The 15843-nt window shown below is 55.3% G+C and carries 17 protein-coding genes; 5 read left to right on the forward strand and 12 right to left on the reverse strand.

Features of this window, described 5'->3' with window-relative positions:
• Genes ACZ51B_RS11720 through ACZ51B_RS11735 form a run of 4 tightly spaced genes read right to left on the reverse strand, consistent with a single transcriptional unit; the run spans position 1 to position 2553 of the window.
• Positions 1-498: a phage baseplate assembly protein V gene (locus tag ACZ51B_RS11720; protein ID WP_464293512.1), complete on the reverse strand. Its 498-nt coding sequence runs from the start codon at positions 496-498 to the stop codon at positions 1-3.
• Positions 495-1637: a hypothetical protein gene (locus ACZ51B_RS11725; protein ID WP_464293513.1), complete on the reverse strand. Its 1143-nt coding sequence runs from the start codon at positions 1635-1637 to the stop codon at positions 495-497. Before ACZ51B_RS11725 ends, ACZ51B_RS11720 begins: the two co-directional genes overlap by 4 nt.
• A 21-nt stretch (positions 1638-1658) precedes the next feature.
• The gene (locus ACZ51B_RS11730) at positions 1659-1949 is read right to left on the reverse strand and encodes a hypothetical protein (RefSeq protein ID WP_464293514.1); all 291 of its coding nucleotides are present in this window, start codon (positions 1947-1949) and stop codon (positions 1659-1661) included.
• A gap of 13 nt (positions 1950-1962) precedes the next feature.
• Positions 1963-2553 (reverse strand): hypothetical protein, encoded by a 591-nt coding sequence (locus ACZ51B_RS11735; RefSeq protein WP_464293515.1) that lies wholly within the window; start codon positions 2551-2553, stop codon positions 1963-1965.
• A 182-nt stretch (positions 2554-2735) separates the two neighbouring features.
• Here ACZ51B_RS11735 and ACZ51B_RS11740 point away from each other — a divergent pair, with 182 nt between their 5' ends.
• The 3 genes from ACZ51B_RS11740 (at position 2736) to ACZ51B_RS11750 (ending at position 5930) form a co-directional block, all read left to right on the forward strand.
• Positions 2736-3467, forward strand: coding sequence for a class I SAM-dependent methyltransferase (locus tag ACZ51B_RS11740; protein WP_464293516.1), 732 nt, complete (start codon positions 2736-2738; stop codon positions 3465-3467).
• Positions 3468-3609: 142 nt separating this feature from the next.
• Complete coding sequence (locus tag ACZ51B_RS11745) at positions 3610-4404, forward strand: hypothetical protein (protein WP_464293517.1); 795 nt, start codon at positions 3610-3612, stop codon at positions 4402-4404.
• 2 nt (positions 4405-4406) lie between these two features.
• The gene (locus tag ACZ51B_RS11750) at positions 4407-5930 is read left to right on the forward strand and encodes a hypothetical protein (RefSeq protein ID WP_464293518.1); all 1524 of its coding nucleotides are present in this window, start codon (positions 4407-4409) and stop codon (positions 5928-5930) included.
• Positions 5931-5939: 9 nt separating this feature from the next.
• Here the strand turns inward: ACZ51B_RS11750 and ACZ51B_RS11755 are convergent, their stop codons facing one another.
• The 3 genes from ACZ51B_RS11755 to ACZ51B_RS11765 all read right to left on the reverse strand — a co-directional run bounded on the left by ACZ51B_RS11755 (position 5940) and on the right by ACZ51B_RS11765 (position 7917).
• Positions 5940-6683 carry a prepilin-type N-terminal cleavage/methylation domain-containing protein gene (locus ACZ51B_RS11755; RefSeq protein ID WP_464293519.1) on the reverse strand — a complete coding sequence of 248 codons (744 nt, stop codon included), beginning with the start codon at positions 6681-6683 and terminating at the stop codon, positions 5940-5942.
• A gap of 27 nt (positions 6684-6710) precedes the next feature.
• Positions 6711-7526: an IclR family transcriptional regulator gene (locus ACZ51B_RS11760; protein WP_464293520.1), complete on the reverse strand. Its 816-nt coding sequence runs from the start codon at positions 7524-7526 to the stop codon at positions 6711-6713.
• Positions 7527-7593: 67 nt separating this feature from the next.
• Positions 7594-7917, reverse strand: coding sequence for an L-rhamnose mutarotase (locus ACZ51B_RS11765; protein ID WP_464293521.1), 324 nt, complete (start codon positions 7915-7917; stop codon positions 7594-7596).
• A 92-nt stretch (positions 7918-8009) separates the two neighbouring features.
• Between ACZ51B_RS11765 and ACZ51B_RS11770 the strand changes: the two genes are divergently transcribed.
• Positions 8010-8819, forward strand: coding sequence for an amidohydrolase family protein (locus tag ACZ51B_RS11770; protein ID WP_464293522.1), 810 nt, complete (start codon positions 8010-8012; stop codon positions 8817-8819).
• On the opposite strand, the gene ACZ51B_RS11775 is transcribed toward ACZ51B_RS11770, so the two are convergent.
• The 5 genes from ACZ51B_RS11775 to ACZ51B_RS11795 are packed head-to-tail and all read right to left on the reverse strand — an operon-like array spanning position 8804 to position 13118.
• Positions 8804-9880 (reverse strand): Gfo/Idh/MocA family protein, encoded by a 1077-nt coding sequence (locus ACZ51B_RS11775; RefSeq protein ID WP_464293523.1) that lies wholly within the window; start codon positions 9878-9880, stop codon positions 8804-8806. The genes ACZ51B_RS11770 and ACZ51B_RS11775 overlap by 16 nt on opposite strands.
• Before the next feature lie 10 nt (positions 9881-9890).
• The gene (locus ACZ51B_RS11780) at positions 9891-10403 is read right to left on the reverse strand and encodes a VOC family protein (protein ID WP_464293524.1); all 513 of its coding nucleotides are present in this window, start codon (positions 10401-10403) and stop codon (positions 9891-9893) included.
• A gap of 23 nt (positions 10404-10426) precedes the next feature.
• Positions 10427-11170, reverse strand: a complete 744-nt coding sequence (locus tag ACZ51B_RS11785) for an SDR family NAD(P)-dependent oxidoreductase (protein ID WP_464293525.1) — start codon at positions 11168-11170, stop codon at positions 10427-10429.
• Positions 11167-12141: an alpha-ketoacid dehydrogenase subunit beta gene (locus ACZ51B_RS11790; protein WP_464293526.1), complete on the reverse strand. Its 975-nt coding sequence runs from the start codon at positions 12139-12141 to the stop codon at positions 11167-11169. The genes ACZ51B_RS11785 and ACZ51B_RS11790 overlap by 4 nt, the downstream gene beginning before the upstream one ends.
• Entirely contained in the window at positions 12138-13118 is a 981-nt protein-coding gene (locus ACZ51B_RS11795; protein ID WP_464293527.1) for a thiamine pyrophosphate-dependent dehydrogenase E1 component subunit alpha, read from the reverse strand. Before ACZ51B_RS11795 ends, ACZ51B_RS11790 begins: the two co-directional genes overlap by 4 nt.
• 215 nt (positions 13119-13333) lie before the next feature.
• On the opposite strand from ACZ51B_RS11795, the gene ACZ51B_RS11800 reads away from it, so the two are divergent.
• Positions 13334-15148 carry a glycoside hydrolase family 35 protein gene (locus ACZ51B_RS11800; RefSeq protein ID WP_464293528.1) on the forward strand — a complete coding sequence of 605 codons (1815 nt, stop codon included), beginning with the start codon at positions 13334-13336 and terminating at the stop codon, positions 15146-15148.
• Positions 15149-15843: the final 695 nt, after the last annotated feature.

Below are 15843 nucleotides of genomic sequence, written 5' to 3' on the forward strand. Positions count from 1 at the left end.
TCAGATGACCTCCAGCGCGCCGTCGTTAATGGAAACACTCGCAGGTGTCAGCGCAACCTTCGCCGAAGAGTTCGTCAACGTGATCCCCGAAGAGTCCATCACCAGCGTCAAAGGAGTCGTCACCGCAGGCGGCTGAACATCAATCGTCAACCCCCCAGCCCCCTGCAAATTGTCCAATTTGATCGAGATGCAGTCCGTCTTCAGAATCATCGTGGTCGGCAAAGCCGGACTCGCAGGCATCTCACCATCCCCCCAAAAACACCCGGCCAGAATAGGGTGATCAATGTTCCCTTCCTCAAACTCCACCCATACATTCGCCCCCACCGGAGGAACCAAGAACAGCCCAACCCCCGAACCCGCATAAGGAACACAAGGCATCGCCCAACCCAACTGGTCGTCACCCGTCACCGAAGGCACACTCACCTGCACCCGACCCAACATCAACGGGTCGATGTTGTTCACAACCTTGCCCCGATACTTCCCGAAATACTGACTCATGAGGGGATCACCGCCGGCACAGTCGAACCCGTGCCATCTCGCTTCAACTTAAACTTCTGCTTGTAACTCCCGCGATGGATAAAGTGCGTAACACTCTGCACGTAATAAAGGCCGTTATACGTAAACCCCACCCCACGCAGCCCCACCAATCCACGGGCCTCCAGAATGTTCCCGTACTCCAAAGTGTCAAGTTCCCCCTCGGCACTCACCGAATCCTGCGTGCTCCCCGCCTGAGCCTGCGCAGCCGCAAACGCCTCCGAAGCCGTCATCCCCGCCGTGTTCTTCAAAAGCTTCCGACGCATCGCCGACTGCCCCACCTGAGGAGGCTGAGCAGCCAAGGGCACCGTCACCGAAGGAGGGTTCTGAACAGGCACCGACTGATTGGTGCTCTTGTCCTGCACATCCCCATGGACGCTCACCGCCTGCAACGCATCGTTCTGAAACTTGATGCTCGACACATTGCTCATCGAACCCATGTTCGCAGTCAAAGCAGCCTGAGGAATCCCAATCCGAGCCGACGGCCCAAAGTAAGCCGTGTTCATCCCAGGCACCGGACCCGGCTTGATATAAAACACATAGTTACTCGCCTTCGCCAACTTATACAGATATTGCAAATCCGTCTCCCGCTGCTGAGGCACCCGCTCAATAGGGTTAGGAGGAATGTCCGCAGGCGAAGGAATCACCATCGGAACAAGTCCATACTGCGCGTACTGAGCAATGATCCCAAGCGTAATCACCGTCGGCGGCTGAGCAGGGAAAGACTTGGACACTTCCTCCATATCCATCATCACACTCACGTCCTCTCCCACCACATTCAGCTTCGAAGGCTTCCCAGCATCCCCCGGCTCCAACTGCAAATTCACAATCACGCCGTCAAACAAAACCCGCGGGATCCCCGACAGCGTCACGATCATCATCACCCGATTCAAAACCCGCATCTGAGGGTTGCTCAGCAACGGAAAATCCATCAGATCCATCGCCCCCGAACGCCCCGCTCGAAACTCCAACTTGAACCCCGAAAGCCCATCATCCCGATGAGTCACCTCCACGCTCTCAAGCGCATCCAGCATGTCGGGCGGCAACGGCAACGGCACCGTTGGCCCCATGAGTAGCGTGAAATACGTACCGAGAAGTCCCATGATCGTTCAGCGTCAAATGGTCTAGAACTGTGGAACCGGCACCTTAATCACAGTGCCACTCTCCTCGGTCAACTCTCGAGGATTCATCGTATCGTTCGCATCGCAAATGCGCCAAAACTGGAGCGGATCCCCCAGTGTCTTCGCCGTCACCAAATCCACACGGTCACCCTGAGCCGATGTCACATAAGTGAGAGCAGGGATCCCCGCACCCTGAGGTAGAAACCGCCGCTTCTTGTAAGCAACAACCGTCCCATCGGCCTCCGTATAGGTCGCCGTCTCCAAACTGTAATATCGACTTTGAGGGTCAAACATAACTTCTCCTTAATCAAAACAGGCGTACATCTCCACCCAGAGCGTCACCCAATCCATTCATGCTCCCAACCACAGCCATCGCTTCCTTCGTCACCTGATGCGCAAGGAACATGTAATAGCCAGGGTCAGTAATCGGTAAATCGTTCGTGCTGAGAACCGTCAAACCAAGCGAAACCTTCGCTCGAATCGGGTTGAGATTCACGTCGTGCATATCCTCAGTGACGCTAAAGTCCGTCAGCTTCACCGGCAACACCCGCTTCGCACCCCAAACCAAAACCGTGAAAGGCCCACTCGGAGGAATAATCTCCATCGTCCCAGCCGCCAACAAAATCGTGTTTGCAATCGTCAGCGCACTCTTCGGATACACCAACATCTCAAGCGCCGACAGTTGCGGATAGATCCCCATCGAAGTAGCAATCCCGTCGCCCTTCTCCAGCTGATCCGTGGCGTCAATCTCGACGTCCATCTTGATCTCCTCAAGAGGCGGCCCCGTCAACCGTCGAGCCTCAACCTTCGACGCATCTTCCACACTCCGCGGCTTAATCGTGCGAGTAACCGTCTCCGGGTTGTACTGAAACAACACAACGCTCGCCAGGGGATTCAATAAATCAATCCCGATTAGCGCTCCCTTTGCTATCTTTGGTGAATTAGGAAAGGTGGTCATCCCAGCAATCTCACCTGCAATTTAGCAAATCAAAAATGTAAATACAAGGCCCTTTTTAGTACCTTAGAGATCACCTGTACCCCCGCAACGGTTCGTGTCCCTATCGGTAAACTCAAACCCAAATGAGCGAACTAACCGACATCGAATTGTGGTCTCAATCCGCCGAAGCATGGGTGATAGGCAACGGCGAAACGGGCGACTATTCCCGTAGGTTCCTCGATCCATTCGTATGGCAAGAACTTGGAGACTTAACCGGTAAAGACGTGATCGACATCGGCTGCGGAGAAGGCCGCTTCGCAAGAGCCATAGCTGCAAAAGGCGCACAAGTAACCGCCATAGACCCCACCGCAGCCCTGCTAACCCACGCAAAACAGAAAGGTGGCCCTGTCAACTACCTCCTAGGCTCCGCCACAGCCCTCCCTATCGAAACCGAAAGCTTCGATTGGGCCATCTTCTACCTAGTCCTCATCGACATCGACACCTACCAAAAAGCCATCCTCGAAGCGACACGTGTCCTCAAACCAGGTGGAAAACTCCTCGTAGTCAACGTCACCAGCATGGCAACAGCCACAAACGAACCCCTCTGGGAACGAGACGAATCAGGAAAGAAACTTGCCCGAAGAGTCGAGTTCTACGGCCAAGAAACATCGGTTCTCTGCGAATGGAAAGGCATCAAAATTCGCAACTACCACCGCCCTCTAAGCGCCTACATGAAAGCCTTTCTCGCAGCTGGACTCCAACTAATTCACTTCGATGAACCCCTACCTTCCCCACAACAAATCGAACAAGATCCAAAACTCAACGACTTTGTCATAGCACCAAACTTCAATCTCATGGTGTGGATGAAACGTTAACAACCACGCTTCACTAAAATCATTGGCAGAACGCTAGACAGCTACTCTTAAAGCTGTAGAATTGGTCCAAAGTGACCAAAAATCACGGAAGCTGTCGACCTACCATGGTGTAGCGTCCACGGGAATCACGGAGAATAATCGCATGCTGAACGTACTTCTACCCATAACGATCGCACTCGTGGGCCACATCCAGGCCGACAAAGCCATCCCAACCAAACTCGGCAAGACCCAAACCATCACCCTAGAGAAGGGGAAAAAGCAGGACTACACCGTCGCCCTCACCAAAGGAACCTACCGAGTCGTCCTCGACACCAAAGGCCTCGATGAAGCCGACAAACCCAGCAACTGCGTCCAAGGCTCCGTCAAACTCATGAAACAAAACGGAGCCACCAGCTCCGCTCTAACCTACGATTTCCTCGGCTGGTACGAGTTCGACGCACTCCACAGAGAAGTCCGAACCCTCACCATCGCCAAAAACACAGCCGTTCGCTTCCGAGTCCAGAACAGCACCCTCTCCAAAGCAGTCGATTCCCTCACCATCACCCCAATCTCCTCCGGTTTCGTCCCCTTCGGCTACGGCTCACCCGTCCAAGAAGCTAAAGTCGGCGACGAGAACGGAGTCGGCGGCAGCTTCGACTACCTCGGATACGCCTACTACCGAGCCAAGCTCCCAGCAGGCAAGTGGTCCATCAGCCTCGGCCTCAGACGTCCATCCGGCGCAGACTCCTATGTCTGCGGCACCCTAGCCCTCCTAGATGAAACCGGCAAACGACTCCCCAACGATGTCTCCAAAGTAGACGTCACCGAAGACACCGGCCGCACCGAAACCGTTCTGACACTCAAAAAGCCCGCAACCATCATCATCCGAGCGAAGAACATCTCCAACAACCACGGCACCCTCAACTACGACGTAACCGTCCGAAAGGCGGAGAACTAAGCATGCCCATCATCGCCGCCTCGCTGCTCCTGGCCTCCCTCGCACTTCACCCGCAAGGAAGGACCAAGACACCAACCGCGCCCAAACCCCGACAAGAGGTGAAGCGCATCCAAGTCGTAAAAATCAGCAAGCGCGGCGAAGTGGACTGGAGCTACATCCGAACTCACCAAGCCGCCGGACTCGCTAGCCTAGTACAAGCCAGCAAATCCGGCGCAATCCCCAAAAAAGCTTTCGCCAGCGGACTGCGACCCCAGCACTGGGAAACCGCCGTCCCCTTTAAGCAGATCCAACAGTTCAAACCCGCAACCGGATCCACCGATTTCTCCTACGTCATCGGCATCGAAAGCAGCTTTATCACCGATTCCGGATTCGACCTCGGTACCGCATCGCACGGCTATGCAGACTACTCCCGCTACGCCAGCTCCAACGCCAAAGTGACCGCCTCAATCGACGGAGACCCCGCGTTCAAAGTGACCGGCCTCCACCGCAAAGACTGGCACGACGGCCAATACGGCAGCCCAGGCTCCTACACCGACTACGGAGTGGGGCCAAACGCCAGCCTCTCCGTCACCTCAGGCCAAGAGTACGAGGTCCTCGTCGAACTGAACGTCAAATCAGGCGACGCAGGTGGAAGAACCGCCACCCTCATCGTCCACGAAGGAACCGTCGAAATCCACGTTCCTCTCAAAACCACCGTCATCAAAGCCCAGTACTCAGCACAAAACACGAGCCTCTCCCCAACTTCCCTCAAACTCCAACCCCACGAAGAAGGAAAAGTCGCGTTCTCATTAGACGTCAAAACCAACGTGCCGCTCAACCTAACCGTACAAGCGGTCAACGCCCCCAACGGAGTCACCGCAGACCCAGTCGATCTCTACACCGACAAACCTGCCCAGCTCCCAGGCTCCGTCCGAATTCGAGTCACCGACGACGCACTCGTAGACCACACCATCCCCGTGATGTTCGGTGTCTTCCACGAAGGCAAAATGCTCGGCTCATTCGTGGTCCCCGTCAAAATCTGGATGAAGTGGTCAAGCTGGAACTACCACCTCGAAGCAGGCAACCAAACCGCCGATGGCGAAGTCTTCGTCTCCTCCAGCGGCCTCTACATCTGGAACGTAACCCTACACAACTCCAGCAAGTTCTCCCCAGACACCTACATGCAGTCCATCGCATTCGACGCCGCAGAGCCAGACGGCCACCGATGGGGTGCCTTCGCCCCCGGAGCGCTGCCCATCGCAAGCGTCTCAACCCTCACCTTCCACCAAACCGGATACATCAAACCCCTCAGCATCAAAGCCATCATGGATGGCAACCTGAGGACCCACCTCACCATCCAAGAAGGTGGCCTCTTGGCCAGCATCGAACAATCGTTCAAAACCTGGTTCGGATCAGGAATCACCATCGAACTCTCCAACGGCGACAAACAAAAAGTAGTCGACAGCATGGGAAGCGAGTTCGCCAAATGGTGGATCGAAAACAAAGTTCGCGCCATGCCAGCCACCCGCATCTGGATGAACTGGTAATGCAAAACCCTAGTTATCCTGCCGCAAAGCGTGCAGGTTAATCGAAGGAAGTGAGAACGTCTTCGCCCAGGGCATGCTCTTCACATGCCCCTCGGCGAAGACGTAGTTCGCCACATTCCCCCCGTGCCGGTGAGTCGCCACAGCACCCGTAAACGCATCCATCTCATCCCCAGGAGCCGAAGGGTTCATAGAGTTAAACCAGGGGTGATAGATGTCGTCGCAATAAGGGTCCGCGCCCCTCTCCTTCTCGCTCCGCCGCTCAGCAAAGTAAATCGTACTTGCTGGTTTATCAATCGACGACTCATTCAATCCCCAAACAAAATAGGCGTTGATCATGTAGCTGATCACAGGCGGCCCATCCGGATTGATAGTCTTACAATCCGTCCCAAAAGGATTCGAAGAACTCGGACAAGCAAACAGCTTCTGCTTGCTGAAGTCGTCCGTCGTAATCTTCCCACCACCCGTATACGGGTAGATCATAGCAAATACGCTTCCAAAGTCAGGATCCTCGATCGACCCATCCGCATCATCCACGTCCGGCTGAGCACTCGTCCGCTTCGCCTGAGGATAAGCCCCATCGTTGTCCGTGACGTACATATAAGCCGCCAGCCCAATCTGCTTGCAATTCGAAAGGCACACGGTCTTCTTAGCCGCTTCCTTCGCCTGAGCAAACACAGGGAAAAGAATCGCCGCCAAGATCGCGATAATCGCAATCACAACCAGAAGCTCAATAAGGGTAAAAGCGCGCCGCATAAGACCTCAATCCCATTATAAAGGCGCTTACTCTTCCGGCTCGTAAGATTGTGCAATCCGCCGAGCAACTTCCTGCAAAGCTGGCAAATTCTGCTTCCAATGATCCTGCTCGTCGTTCCGCTCAATCCAACAACTCGCCAAAGCCGCAATCACCTGGTCGCGAACAATCACAGGAACCCCAAGGTCCACCGTCCCACGGTAAAGGCTGTTATAAACTAAGTCATAACCGTCCTTCGCAATCCGCCCAATGTCCTGTCGGATCGTCTGCTCCGCCTCAGGCGTCAACTGCTGCCGATGCAAAAACTCATCTAGCCCCTGCGCATCCAACCCAGTCAGCAAAATCCGACCCGACATCGTCTCCACAGCCGACTGATGCTCGCCCATCCGAATCCGAATGCAAGCAAACGAATGCCCAGCCGCCTCCCCAAGAAGCAAAAGCCGATCCTGATCAAGAATCCCCAAATGAACAGACTGACCAACCTCAGAAGCAAACCACTCCATATGAGGCATCGCCCGACTCAACAAGTCGCGAAAAGGAGGATGCGTAGTAGCCAACCGAAACAGCTTGCTGCTCAACCGGTAAGTAGCCTGCTCGCCGCGAACAATATAACCGCGCTGCCAAAGGCACCCCACCATCCGCTGAATCTCCGAGATACTCCGGTTCAACTGAGACGCAATCTGAGTAAGGTTCAAAGGAACCGTGCTCTGAGAAAGAAGCTCCAAAATATCCAACCCCTTCTCTAAAGCAGGCGCGGCATACTTGTCAGACTTCCCATCCGCATCCACAGGCGGAGCCTTCTTCAAAGAAGCTCCCCCGCCAAAAGGCGTCTCAATTTCTAGCACAGGACCTCATACTCGGTAAAGTCTACTGCATTTCTATCACAGGCAAAAACAGCAATAGGCATCATGGTCAGTCGTGATGGAAAACCTCTTCCATACTCCCCCACCACTCACCCTCACCAACCGTGTCCAAAGGCTTCTGACAAGGGTTGCACTCCTTCCACCACTCCTGAGTCGTCGGGTCCTCAGCCATCTTCCGCATATCGGCCTCGTAATCCTCCCCAACGTATTCAAAGTAAGCAAACAGCAGCCCGTCTCGGTAATAGATCGAGTAGTTCCGAATGTTGCATTCCGTAATCTTCTTCAAAACGCCCGGCCAAACGGCGGCGTGCAACTCTTTATATCGCTGGAGCTGCTCTTCACGAACCCCAATAACCATCCCGTATCGCTTCATCGTTTCTCCAAAGTTGTCTTCAATTATCGAATGTGAAAGCAACTACCACTTGTGATTTGTTTACGATTATACTGCCGCTTAGAGGAACTCCCGTGAGAATAGACAGTCACCAACACTTCTGGACCTACAACACCGACGCCTACGGCTGGATCGACGAATCCATGTCCATCCTCCAACGCGACTTCCTCCCACAACACCTAGCCCCCATCCTCACCGAACACCACATCGATGGTTGCATAGCAGTCCAGGCCATCCAAACCCCCGAGGAAACTCGCTGGCTCCTCCAACTCACCCAAGAAAACCCCTTCATCAAAGGAGTCGTCGGCTGGGTCGATCTCCAATCCCCCACCCTCGAATCCCAACTGGAACAGCTCACCGAAAACGGCCACCTCAAAGGCATCCGCCACGTCCTCCAAAGCGAACCAGATGACCAGTTCATGCTCCGCCCCGACTTCCTCAAAGGCATCGCAACCCTCGGCCAACACGACCTAGCCTACGACATCCTCATCTTCCCCAGACACCTCCCCCACGCCATCCAGCTAGTCGATCAATTCCCCAACAACCGCTTCGTCATCGACCACCTAGCCAAGCCATTCATCAAAGCGCAACAACAAGAACCGTGGGCCACCCAAATCCGCGAGATCGCCAAGCGAGAAAACGTCTTCTGCAAGTTCTCAGGCCTCGTCACCGAAGCCGACTGGAAAACCTGGAAACCCGCCGACCTCAAGCCCTACACCGAAACAGCCATCGAAGCATTCGGCCCCAAACGTCTCATGTTCGGCTCCGACTGGCCCGTCTGTCTCCTAGCCGGAACCTACGACCAAGTCCTCGCAATCGCCAGCGAGACTGAACAACAAGACATCATGGGCGCCACCGCCCACCGCTTCTACAAACTCGACTGAGGCCGAAAAGCCAACCCACGCTCAGCACTCGATTGGTAACACAACTCCACCAACTCCATCGTCCGTAGCGCATCCTCCAGCCGGGTCGGCACCACAAAACCAGGGTCCTCCCGCAACCGCATCAAATGCGCCATCGGCCCAATAAAAGCATGCGGGAACCAACTGCCCACCAAAGGCACACTCACCCACTCCCCAAGCTCGTGAGTGGTGTACTCCAGGTAGTCCACAGACCCCTTCGGGTAATCCATATTCAGCCCAATCTGGAACTTAATACACCCCTTCTCACCCTCAATCCGAATGTAACTCTCCTGGTGCCTCGTCCCAAAAGAGTGGTTGTGGTTGGTAAACACATTCGCCCGAGCAAACTCCCCGTAATCCAAAACGATCGAAGACCGAGTCGAATCCAACTTCGGACAACTGCGACTCTTAATCGTCCGTGCCTGCACCGCCTGCGGCTCACCCATCATCGAGCGAATGAAGTCCACATAGTGGATGCTGTGATAAACAATCTCCACCCGAGCAGCCTTCTCCAGAAAGTCCCACCGATCCCAAGGAGTCGCAACGTTCACCCGAACATCAATCTCAGCAATCTCCCCAATCAGCCCAGCCTCAACAATCGACCTCGCCGCAATCGCATAAGGAGCCGTCCGTAGCTGGAAATTAACCGCCAACTGCAACCCCCGCCGCCGCACGATCTCCTGGATCTCAACCGCCTGCCGCAGATCCTCCCCAAGAGGCTTCTGAACCAAAACAAAAGCCCCCTCAGGCAGCTTCTCCAAGATCCCAGCAATCGCACTCGCCGGAACCGCCACATCAAATATTGCATCCCCAGGAGCCGCCGCGATCAACTCATCAAGCCCCTCAAACACAAGAGGAACCCCATAAGCCGCAGCCGTCCGCCGAGCCGACTCCACGTGAGGATCAAAAGCACTATGAACCTGGAATCCCGCCAACTGATAAGCGGGCCAATGAGCATCACGCACAATCCCACCCACACCAATCGCCACAATCGGGCAAAGCGTGCGAGGCAGGGAAACCGTCTGGTTGAATTCTTGCGCCAAAACCAATTCCTTACTCAGGCTTCGTCAATTCCACGCCATTCACACTGCCCCAAGGCCGACCCGCAGGTGGTTGCAACATCTCCAAAGTGATGTCATCCGGATCAAGGAAGTACACCGTGTACCCACCCTTGTTAACCCCCTGCTCAATCGCCACCGGCTCGGGAGCCTTAAACCGAACCCCAGCAGCCGACAAACGAGCGTAATCCGCAAAGATGTCGTCAGTAATAAAAGCCAAATGAGGCGCCCCCGGCCGGTTCGTCGAAACATCCGTAGGCTCCCCGCGCGGGTGAACATACTCCACCAACTCCAAATGGTGATTCGAAGGCCCAACAAAAGAGTTCGGAATCCGCAGCATCGCCACAATCAAATCCGCATCCGGATACCCCACCAGCTTCGAGGTGTACTCGTTCTTCTGAATCTGCTGGTGATGCAACTCCAACCCAAGCAGTCCGCAATAAAACTCCAGCGACCGCTCCATATTCGCGACCGTAAAGCTCGCATGCCACAAACCGTTAAAACCCATTTCGTTCCTCTCCTAAACCCCTGTCAACGCATGAGAAAACCACCGTCTGCCACGATGGTCTGACCCGTGATGTAGCTCGAATCCTCACTCGCCAAAAACACCGCAAGCTGAGCAATCTCCTCCGGCTGCCCCTGCCGACGCAAAGGCGTCGCAGCCAACACAGGCTCCAAAGTCTCCTCCGGAGTCACACCCCGAATCAAAGACCGCTGCTGAGCAATCTGGAACGTCAGCGGAGTCTGAATCACACCCGGAGCAATCGCATTCACCCGAATCCCGTTAGGCCCAAGAGAAACCGCAGCGCTCCGAGTCATGCTAATCACCGCAGCCTTGCTCGCACCGTAATCCACCTGCTCCAACTTCCCAAGAAACCCCGAAACACTCGCCAAGTTGATAATCGAACCCCGCTTCCGAGGCACCATCGAACAAGCCACCTGCTGCATCAGGAAGAACGGCGCATGAACGTTGATGTCAAACACCTTCCGCCAAGTGGCCTCATCGCAATCCATCATCGGCCGAGTAGGGCAAATCCCAGCGCAGTTCACCAAGATATCAATCGGTCCCAACTGCGACTCAATCCCACCCACCAGATCGCGAAATCCGCCCGTATCAGAAAGGTCGTAAACCACCCCATGAGCGCCCTCAATCGCAACGGCCTGAACATCCACCGCCGCAACCGCCGCCCCCTCAGCCAGAAAAGCCTCAACAATCGACTTCCCAATCCCCTGGGCAGCACCCGTAACCAGAGCAACCTTCCCCGCAAGCTTCATCGAATCAATTCCCGAGCAACGGCCACAATCCGCTCCTCGCTAGGCAAGGACACATCCTCCAAAACCTTCGAGAACGGAACCGGAATGTCGTCACCACAAACCCGAAGAATCGGAGAATCAAGCTCATCAAACAGCTTCTCCTGAATCTGAGCCGCCAAATCCGCCCCAAATCCACACCGAGCATGCCCCTCATGAACCACCATCGCCCGATGAGTCTTGGAAACCGATGCCGCAATCGTGTCAAAGTCCAGCGGGTTCAAAGTCCGGACATCAATCACTTCCGCCTCAATCCCCTCAGCAGCCAACTTCTCCGCCGCCTGCAAAGACAAATGGTGCGAGAACGAATAGCTGATGATCGTAAGATCCTTCCCAGCCCGGCTCACATTCGCTTTCCCAAGAGGAATCATCACGTCCCCCTCCGGCACATCCCCTTTCACTCCATAAAGCTGCTTGTGCTCAATGAACAGCACAGGATTCTCATCCCGAATAGCCGCAATCAAAAGCCCCTTCGCATCCGCCGGACTAGATGGCATCACAATCTTCAGCCCCGGAGCATGCAAGAACATCGCCTCCAACATCTGCGAGTGCTGAGAAGCCGCTCCCTTATAACCGCCCCCCTGAGTCCGCATCACCAAAGGCGCATGAGCATTCCCGCCACTCATGTAAGTCGTCTTCGCCACCTGATTGATAATCTGGTCCATCGCCACCAACGCGAAGTCCATAAACATCAACTCAGCCACAGGCCGCTTCCCAGTCATCGAAGCCCCAAGCGTCATCCCAATAAAGCCCGCTTCAGAGATAGGCGTGTCAATCACGCGCTTCTCACCAAACTTCCCAAGCAAGCCATCCGTCACACGGAACATCCCGCCGTGGTGAGCAATATCCTCACCCAACAAAATCACATTAGGATCGCGAGCCAGCTCCTGCTCCAAAGCCTCGTTAAGCGCCTGAGTAAAGGTCAGAGATTTCATACAAACAGGTCCTCTTTCAACTGGTCAGGAGTCGGTTCAGGACTCTTCAAAGCAAACGCCGCAGCGTCTTCCACTTCCTTCTTCGCCTCAGCCGTCAACCGCTCAATGTCCTCGCCCGTAGCCTCCGCATGCTCCAGCAAATACCGCTCAAACCGATCAATCGGATTCTTGGCCTCCCACTGAGCAACCTCCTCCTTGGTCCGATACCCAAACCCAGGATCCAAGTGGTAATGCCCGCAAGTCCGGTAAGTCATCGCCTCAATAAAGGTCGAACCCCCACCCGCCCGAGCCTTCGCAACCGCCGCACTCACCGCTTCATAAACGGCCAGAACATCGTTACCGTCAATCTTCACAGCCGGAATCCCATAAGCCGCCATCCGATCCGTCAAATTCGTAACAGCCGTGCTCTTATCCAGCGGTGTCATCTCAGCGTAAAGATTGTTCTCGCAGAGGAAGATCATCGGCAGCTTAAATAGCCCAGCCATGTTCAGCGTCTCGTGAGTCACGCCCTGGTTCAGCGTCCCATCGCCAAAAACCGTCATCGCAACCTGGCCCGTCCCACTCAACATCGCAGAAAGCGCCCCGCCCGCAGCAATCGGAACACCGCCACCAACAATGCCATTCGCACCAAGCAATCCGTTCTCAATGTCGGTAAGGTGCATCTTTCCGCCCTTGCCCTTACACAAACCGTCTTGCCGACCCAGGATCTCCGCAATCACGCGACCCATGTCACAGCCCTTCGCCAACACATATCCATGACCACGATAGGTCACCGTGATGTAGTCGTCCTTCTTCAGCGCCGCACAAGCACCGGCAGGCAAAGCCTCCTGACCACGTGCAAGATGAAGCGACCCACGAAGCACGCCCTCCTGCGAAAACTGACTGAGCTTCTCTTCAAAGAAGCGCATCAATCGCATCTGCTTATACAACTGCTGCAACTGAGTACGGCTAAGGGGCTTGGTTTTTTGCTGGCTCATGTGGCTCCACGAACGCCTGAATTTGCCAGCTGAAGGCCGAGAAGAATACAACACTTCGGCACAACGCTGGCCCGAAACGGACTCCTTCGAGACTACCCGAGGGCTCGCCAAGAATTCATCTGTGATGGTCGGTTATTAAAAATGATATACCGGTTTGCACCATTTCGCAAGAGGTAGCATCCAAGACTTACACGGTATACAAACCGGGGATTCACATGAAGAGCATAGTAACCATCGCAGCCGCACTTCTCATGTGTGCCGCTTCCGCGTCGGCCAGCACGACCCAAGCACAACACAAGTTCGAACTAGGAAAGACCGATTTCCTACTCGACGGCAAACCCGTCCAAGTGATCAGCGGCGAAATGCACCCCGCCCGAATCCCAGCCGAATACTGGCGACACCGCATCCAAATGGCCAAAGCCATGGGCTGCAACACCATCGCCGCCTACGTCTTCTGGAACTACCACGAGCAAGAGCCAGGCAAGTTCGACTTCAAAACCGGCAACCACAACATCGCCAAGTTCATCAAGATCTGCCAAGAAGAAGGCATGTGGGTCCTCGTCCGCCCCGGACCCTACGTCTGCGGCGAATGGGAACTCGGTGGCATCCCACCCTATCTCCTCAGAACCCCCGACATCAAGCTCCGCTGCATGGACCCCACCTACATCAAAGCAGTAGATCGCTACGTCAAAAAACTCGCCGAGCAAGTAAAACCGCTCCTCGTCACACACGGCGGCCCAGTGCTCATGATGCAAGTGGAGAACGAATACGGCAGCTACGGCAACGACCGCACCTACGTCAAACACCTCCACCAAGAGTGGCAAAAGAACGGAATCGACGTCCCCTTCTACACCGCCGACGGCCCCACCAACTACATGCTGGAAGCAGGCTCACTCCCCGGCTGCGCAGTAGGACTCGACTCGGGTAGCAGCCTCGCCGATTGGGATCTCGCGCAGAAACTAAACCCCGGAGTCCCTGTCTTCAGCAGCGAAACCTACCCCGGCTGGCTCACCCACTGGGGCGAACAATGGGCACGCCAAACCACCGAAGGAATCTCCAGCGAAGTGAAGTTCCTCCTGGACAACCACAAGTCCTTCAACCTGTACGTCATCCACGGAGGCACCAACTTCGGCTTCACCGCAGGCGCCAACTCAGGCGGCAACGGCTACGAACCCGACATCACCAGCTACGACTACGACGCCCCCGTCAACGAGCAAGGCCAAGCCACACCCAAGTACCTAGCCCTGCGAAAGCTGATCAGCTCCTACCTCCCCGCAGGCAAAACCCTCCCCGAAATCCCAGCCCCGATCCCCACCGTCACCATCCCCGAATTCACGATGGCACCGATCGGTTCCGTCTGGAACAACCTGCCCAAACCCATCAAATCCCCACAGCCTAAAACCTTCGAGGCCCTAGGCCAAGACTACGGCTTCGTGCTGTACAAAACGAAGTTGATCGGCCACAAGTCAGGCAAACTCAAACTCACCCAACTCCACGACTACGCCACAGTGTTCGTCGATGGCAAATACGTGGGCTACCTAGACCGACGTGAAGGCAAAACCACCATCGATCTCCCCAAGCCCACAACCAAAGATCCAGTCCTAGAGATCCTAGTCGAAGCCATGGGCCGAATCAACTTCGCCGAAAACCTGATCGACAGAAAAGGAATCACCGAGCGAGCCACCCTCAACGGAATGACCCTCATGGACTGGGAACTCTACCCCATTCCCATGACCGACAAGTGGATCCAATCCCTCCAGCCCTCCCCCGAAACCTCCCGCCCCGGCGTCTTCTTCAAAGGAACCTTCAACCTAGAAACCCCCGCCGACACCTTCATCGATGTCAGCAACTTCAAAAAAGGCATCCTCTGGGTAAACGGCCACAACCTAGGCCGCTACTGGCAAATCGGCCCCCAAAAAAGACTCTACTGCCCAGCCCCCTGGCTCAAAAAAGGCAAAAATGAAGTCCAAATCTTCGACCAACACCAAACCCAACCCACCACAATCTCAGGCAAGGCGTCTCTAGACTAACCCCTCACCGCCCTCCAGCCCCCCTGGAGGGCCCGCCACCATCCGCCCACCTCTAGCGGTAAACACAATCAATCTATCCGTCCCCTAAGCGCCAACGGCGCGATTTCATATGAGCCTAGGCTGGAGCAAAGCGTAGGCCTAGGAAGAGCCCCAATCACCCCGAAGGGCTGAAGGCACGACCCATCGATCAAGCCGCCAACCATCAACCACAACCCACCCCTCACCAGCGCCAACGGCGCAACTTCGTAAGAACCCAGACTGAAGCAAAGCCCAAGCCTAGGAAAAGCCCCAATAAGGTCCGAGGGCCGAAGGCACGCCCTATCGCCAAGCCACCCATCGTCTGGCGTACCAACCATCCTCCGATAGCGCCAACGGCGCGACCTCATAAAAGCCTAGGCTGGAGCAAAGCGCAGGCCTAGGAAAAGCCCCAATAAGGTCCGAGGGCCGAAGGCACGCCCTATCGATCAAGCCGCCAACCATCAACCACAACCCACCCCTCACCAGCGCCAACGGCGCAACTTCGTAAGAACCCAGACTGAAGCAAAGCGCAGGCCTTGGAGGAGCCCTACCAGTTCCAAGGGCTGAAGGTACGCTCTATCGACAAGCCATTTCCTCAGCGCCAACGATGTCAAAGAGCTAAACGAATAGTCCTCCAATCGCAGATGTGATGAGCAACAAAACACGTTGCACATCAA

The organism is Fimbriimonas sp. LA-C6 (genome assembly GCF_055398105.1).

What these genes read in the sequence shown, in the direction of transcription:
- ACZ51B_RS11750 (WP_464293518.1), top strand. Translation starts at nt 4,407, where the DNA reads ATGCCCATCATCGCCGCCTCGCTGCTCCTGGCCTCCCTCGCACTTCAC.
- ACZ51B_RS11765 (WP_464293521.1), bottom strand. Translation starts at nt 7,917, where the DNA reads ATGAAGCGATACGGGATGGTTATTGGGGTTCGTGAAGAGCAGCTCCAG.
- ACZ51B_RS11730 (WP_464293514.1), bottom strand. Translation starts at nt 1,949, where the DNA reads ATGTTTGACCCTCAAAGTCGATATTACAGTTTGGAGACGGCGACCTAT.
- ACZ51B_RS11755 (WP_464293519.1), bottom strand. Translation starts at nt 6,683, where the DNA reads ATGCGGCGCGCTTTTACCCTTATTGAGCTTCTGGTTGTGATTGCGATT.
- ACZ51B_RS11725 (WP_464293513.1), bottom strand. Translation starts at nt 1,637, where the DNA reads ATGGGACTTCTCGGTACGTATTTCACGCTACTCATGGGGCCAACGGTG.
- ACZ51B_RS11745 (WP_464293517.1), top strand. Translation starts at nt 3,610, where the DNA reads ATGCTGAACGTACTTCTACCCATAACGATCGCACTCGTGGGCCACATC.
- ACZ51B_RS11740 (WP_464293516.1), top strand. Translation starts at nt 2,736, where the DNA reads ATGAGCGAACTAACCGACATCGAATTGTGGTCTCAATCCGCCGAAGCA.
- ACZ51B_RS11785 (WP_464293525.1), bottom strand. Translation starts at nt 11,170, where the DNA reads ATGAAGCTTGCGGGGAAGGTTGCTCTGGTTACGGGTGCTGCCCAGGGG.
- ACZ51B_RS11780 (WP_464293524.1), bottom strand. Translation starts at nt 10,403, where the DNA reads ATGGGTTTTAACGGTTTGTGGCATGCGAGCTTTACGGTCGCGAATATG.
- ACZ51B_RS11795 (WP_464293527.1), bottom strand. Translation starts at nt 13,118, where the DNA reads ATGAGCCAGCAAAAAACCAAGCCCCTTAGCCGTACTCAGTTGCAGCAG.
- ACZ51B_RS11800 (WP_464293528.1), top strand. Translation starts at nt 13,334, where the DNA reads ATGAAGAGCATAGTAACCATCGCAGCCGCACTTCTCATGTGTGCCGCT.
- ACZ51B_RS11790 (WP_464293526.1), bottom strand. Translation starts at nt 12,141, where the DNA reads ATGAAATCTCTGACCTTTACTCAGGCGCTTAACGAGGCTTTGGAGCAG.
- ACZ51B_RS11720 (WP_464293512.1), bottom strand. Translation starts at nt 498, where the DNA reads ATGAGTCAGTATTTCGGGAAGTATCGGGGCAAGGTTGTGAACAACATC.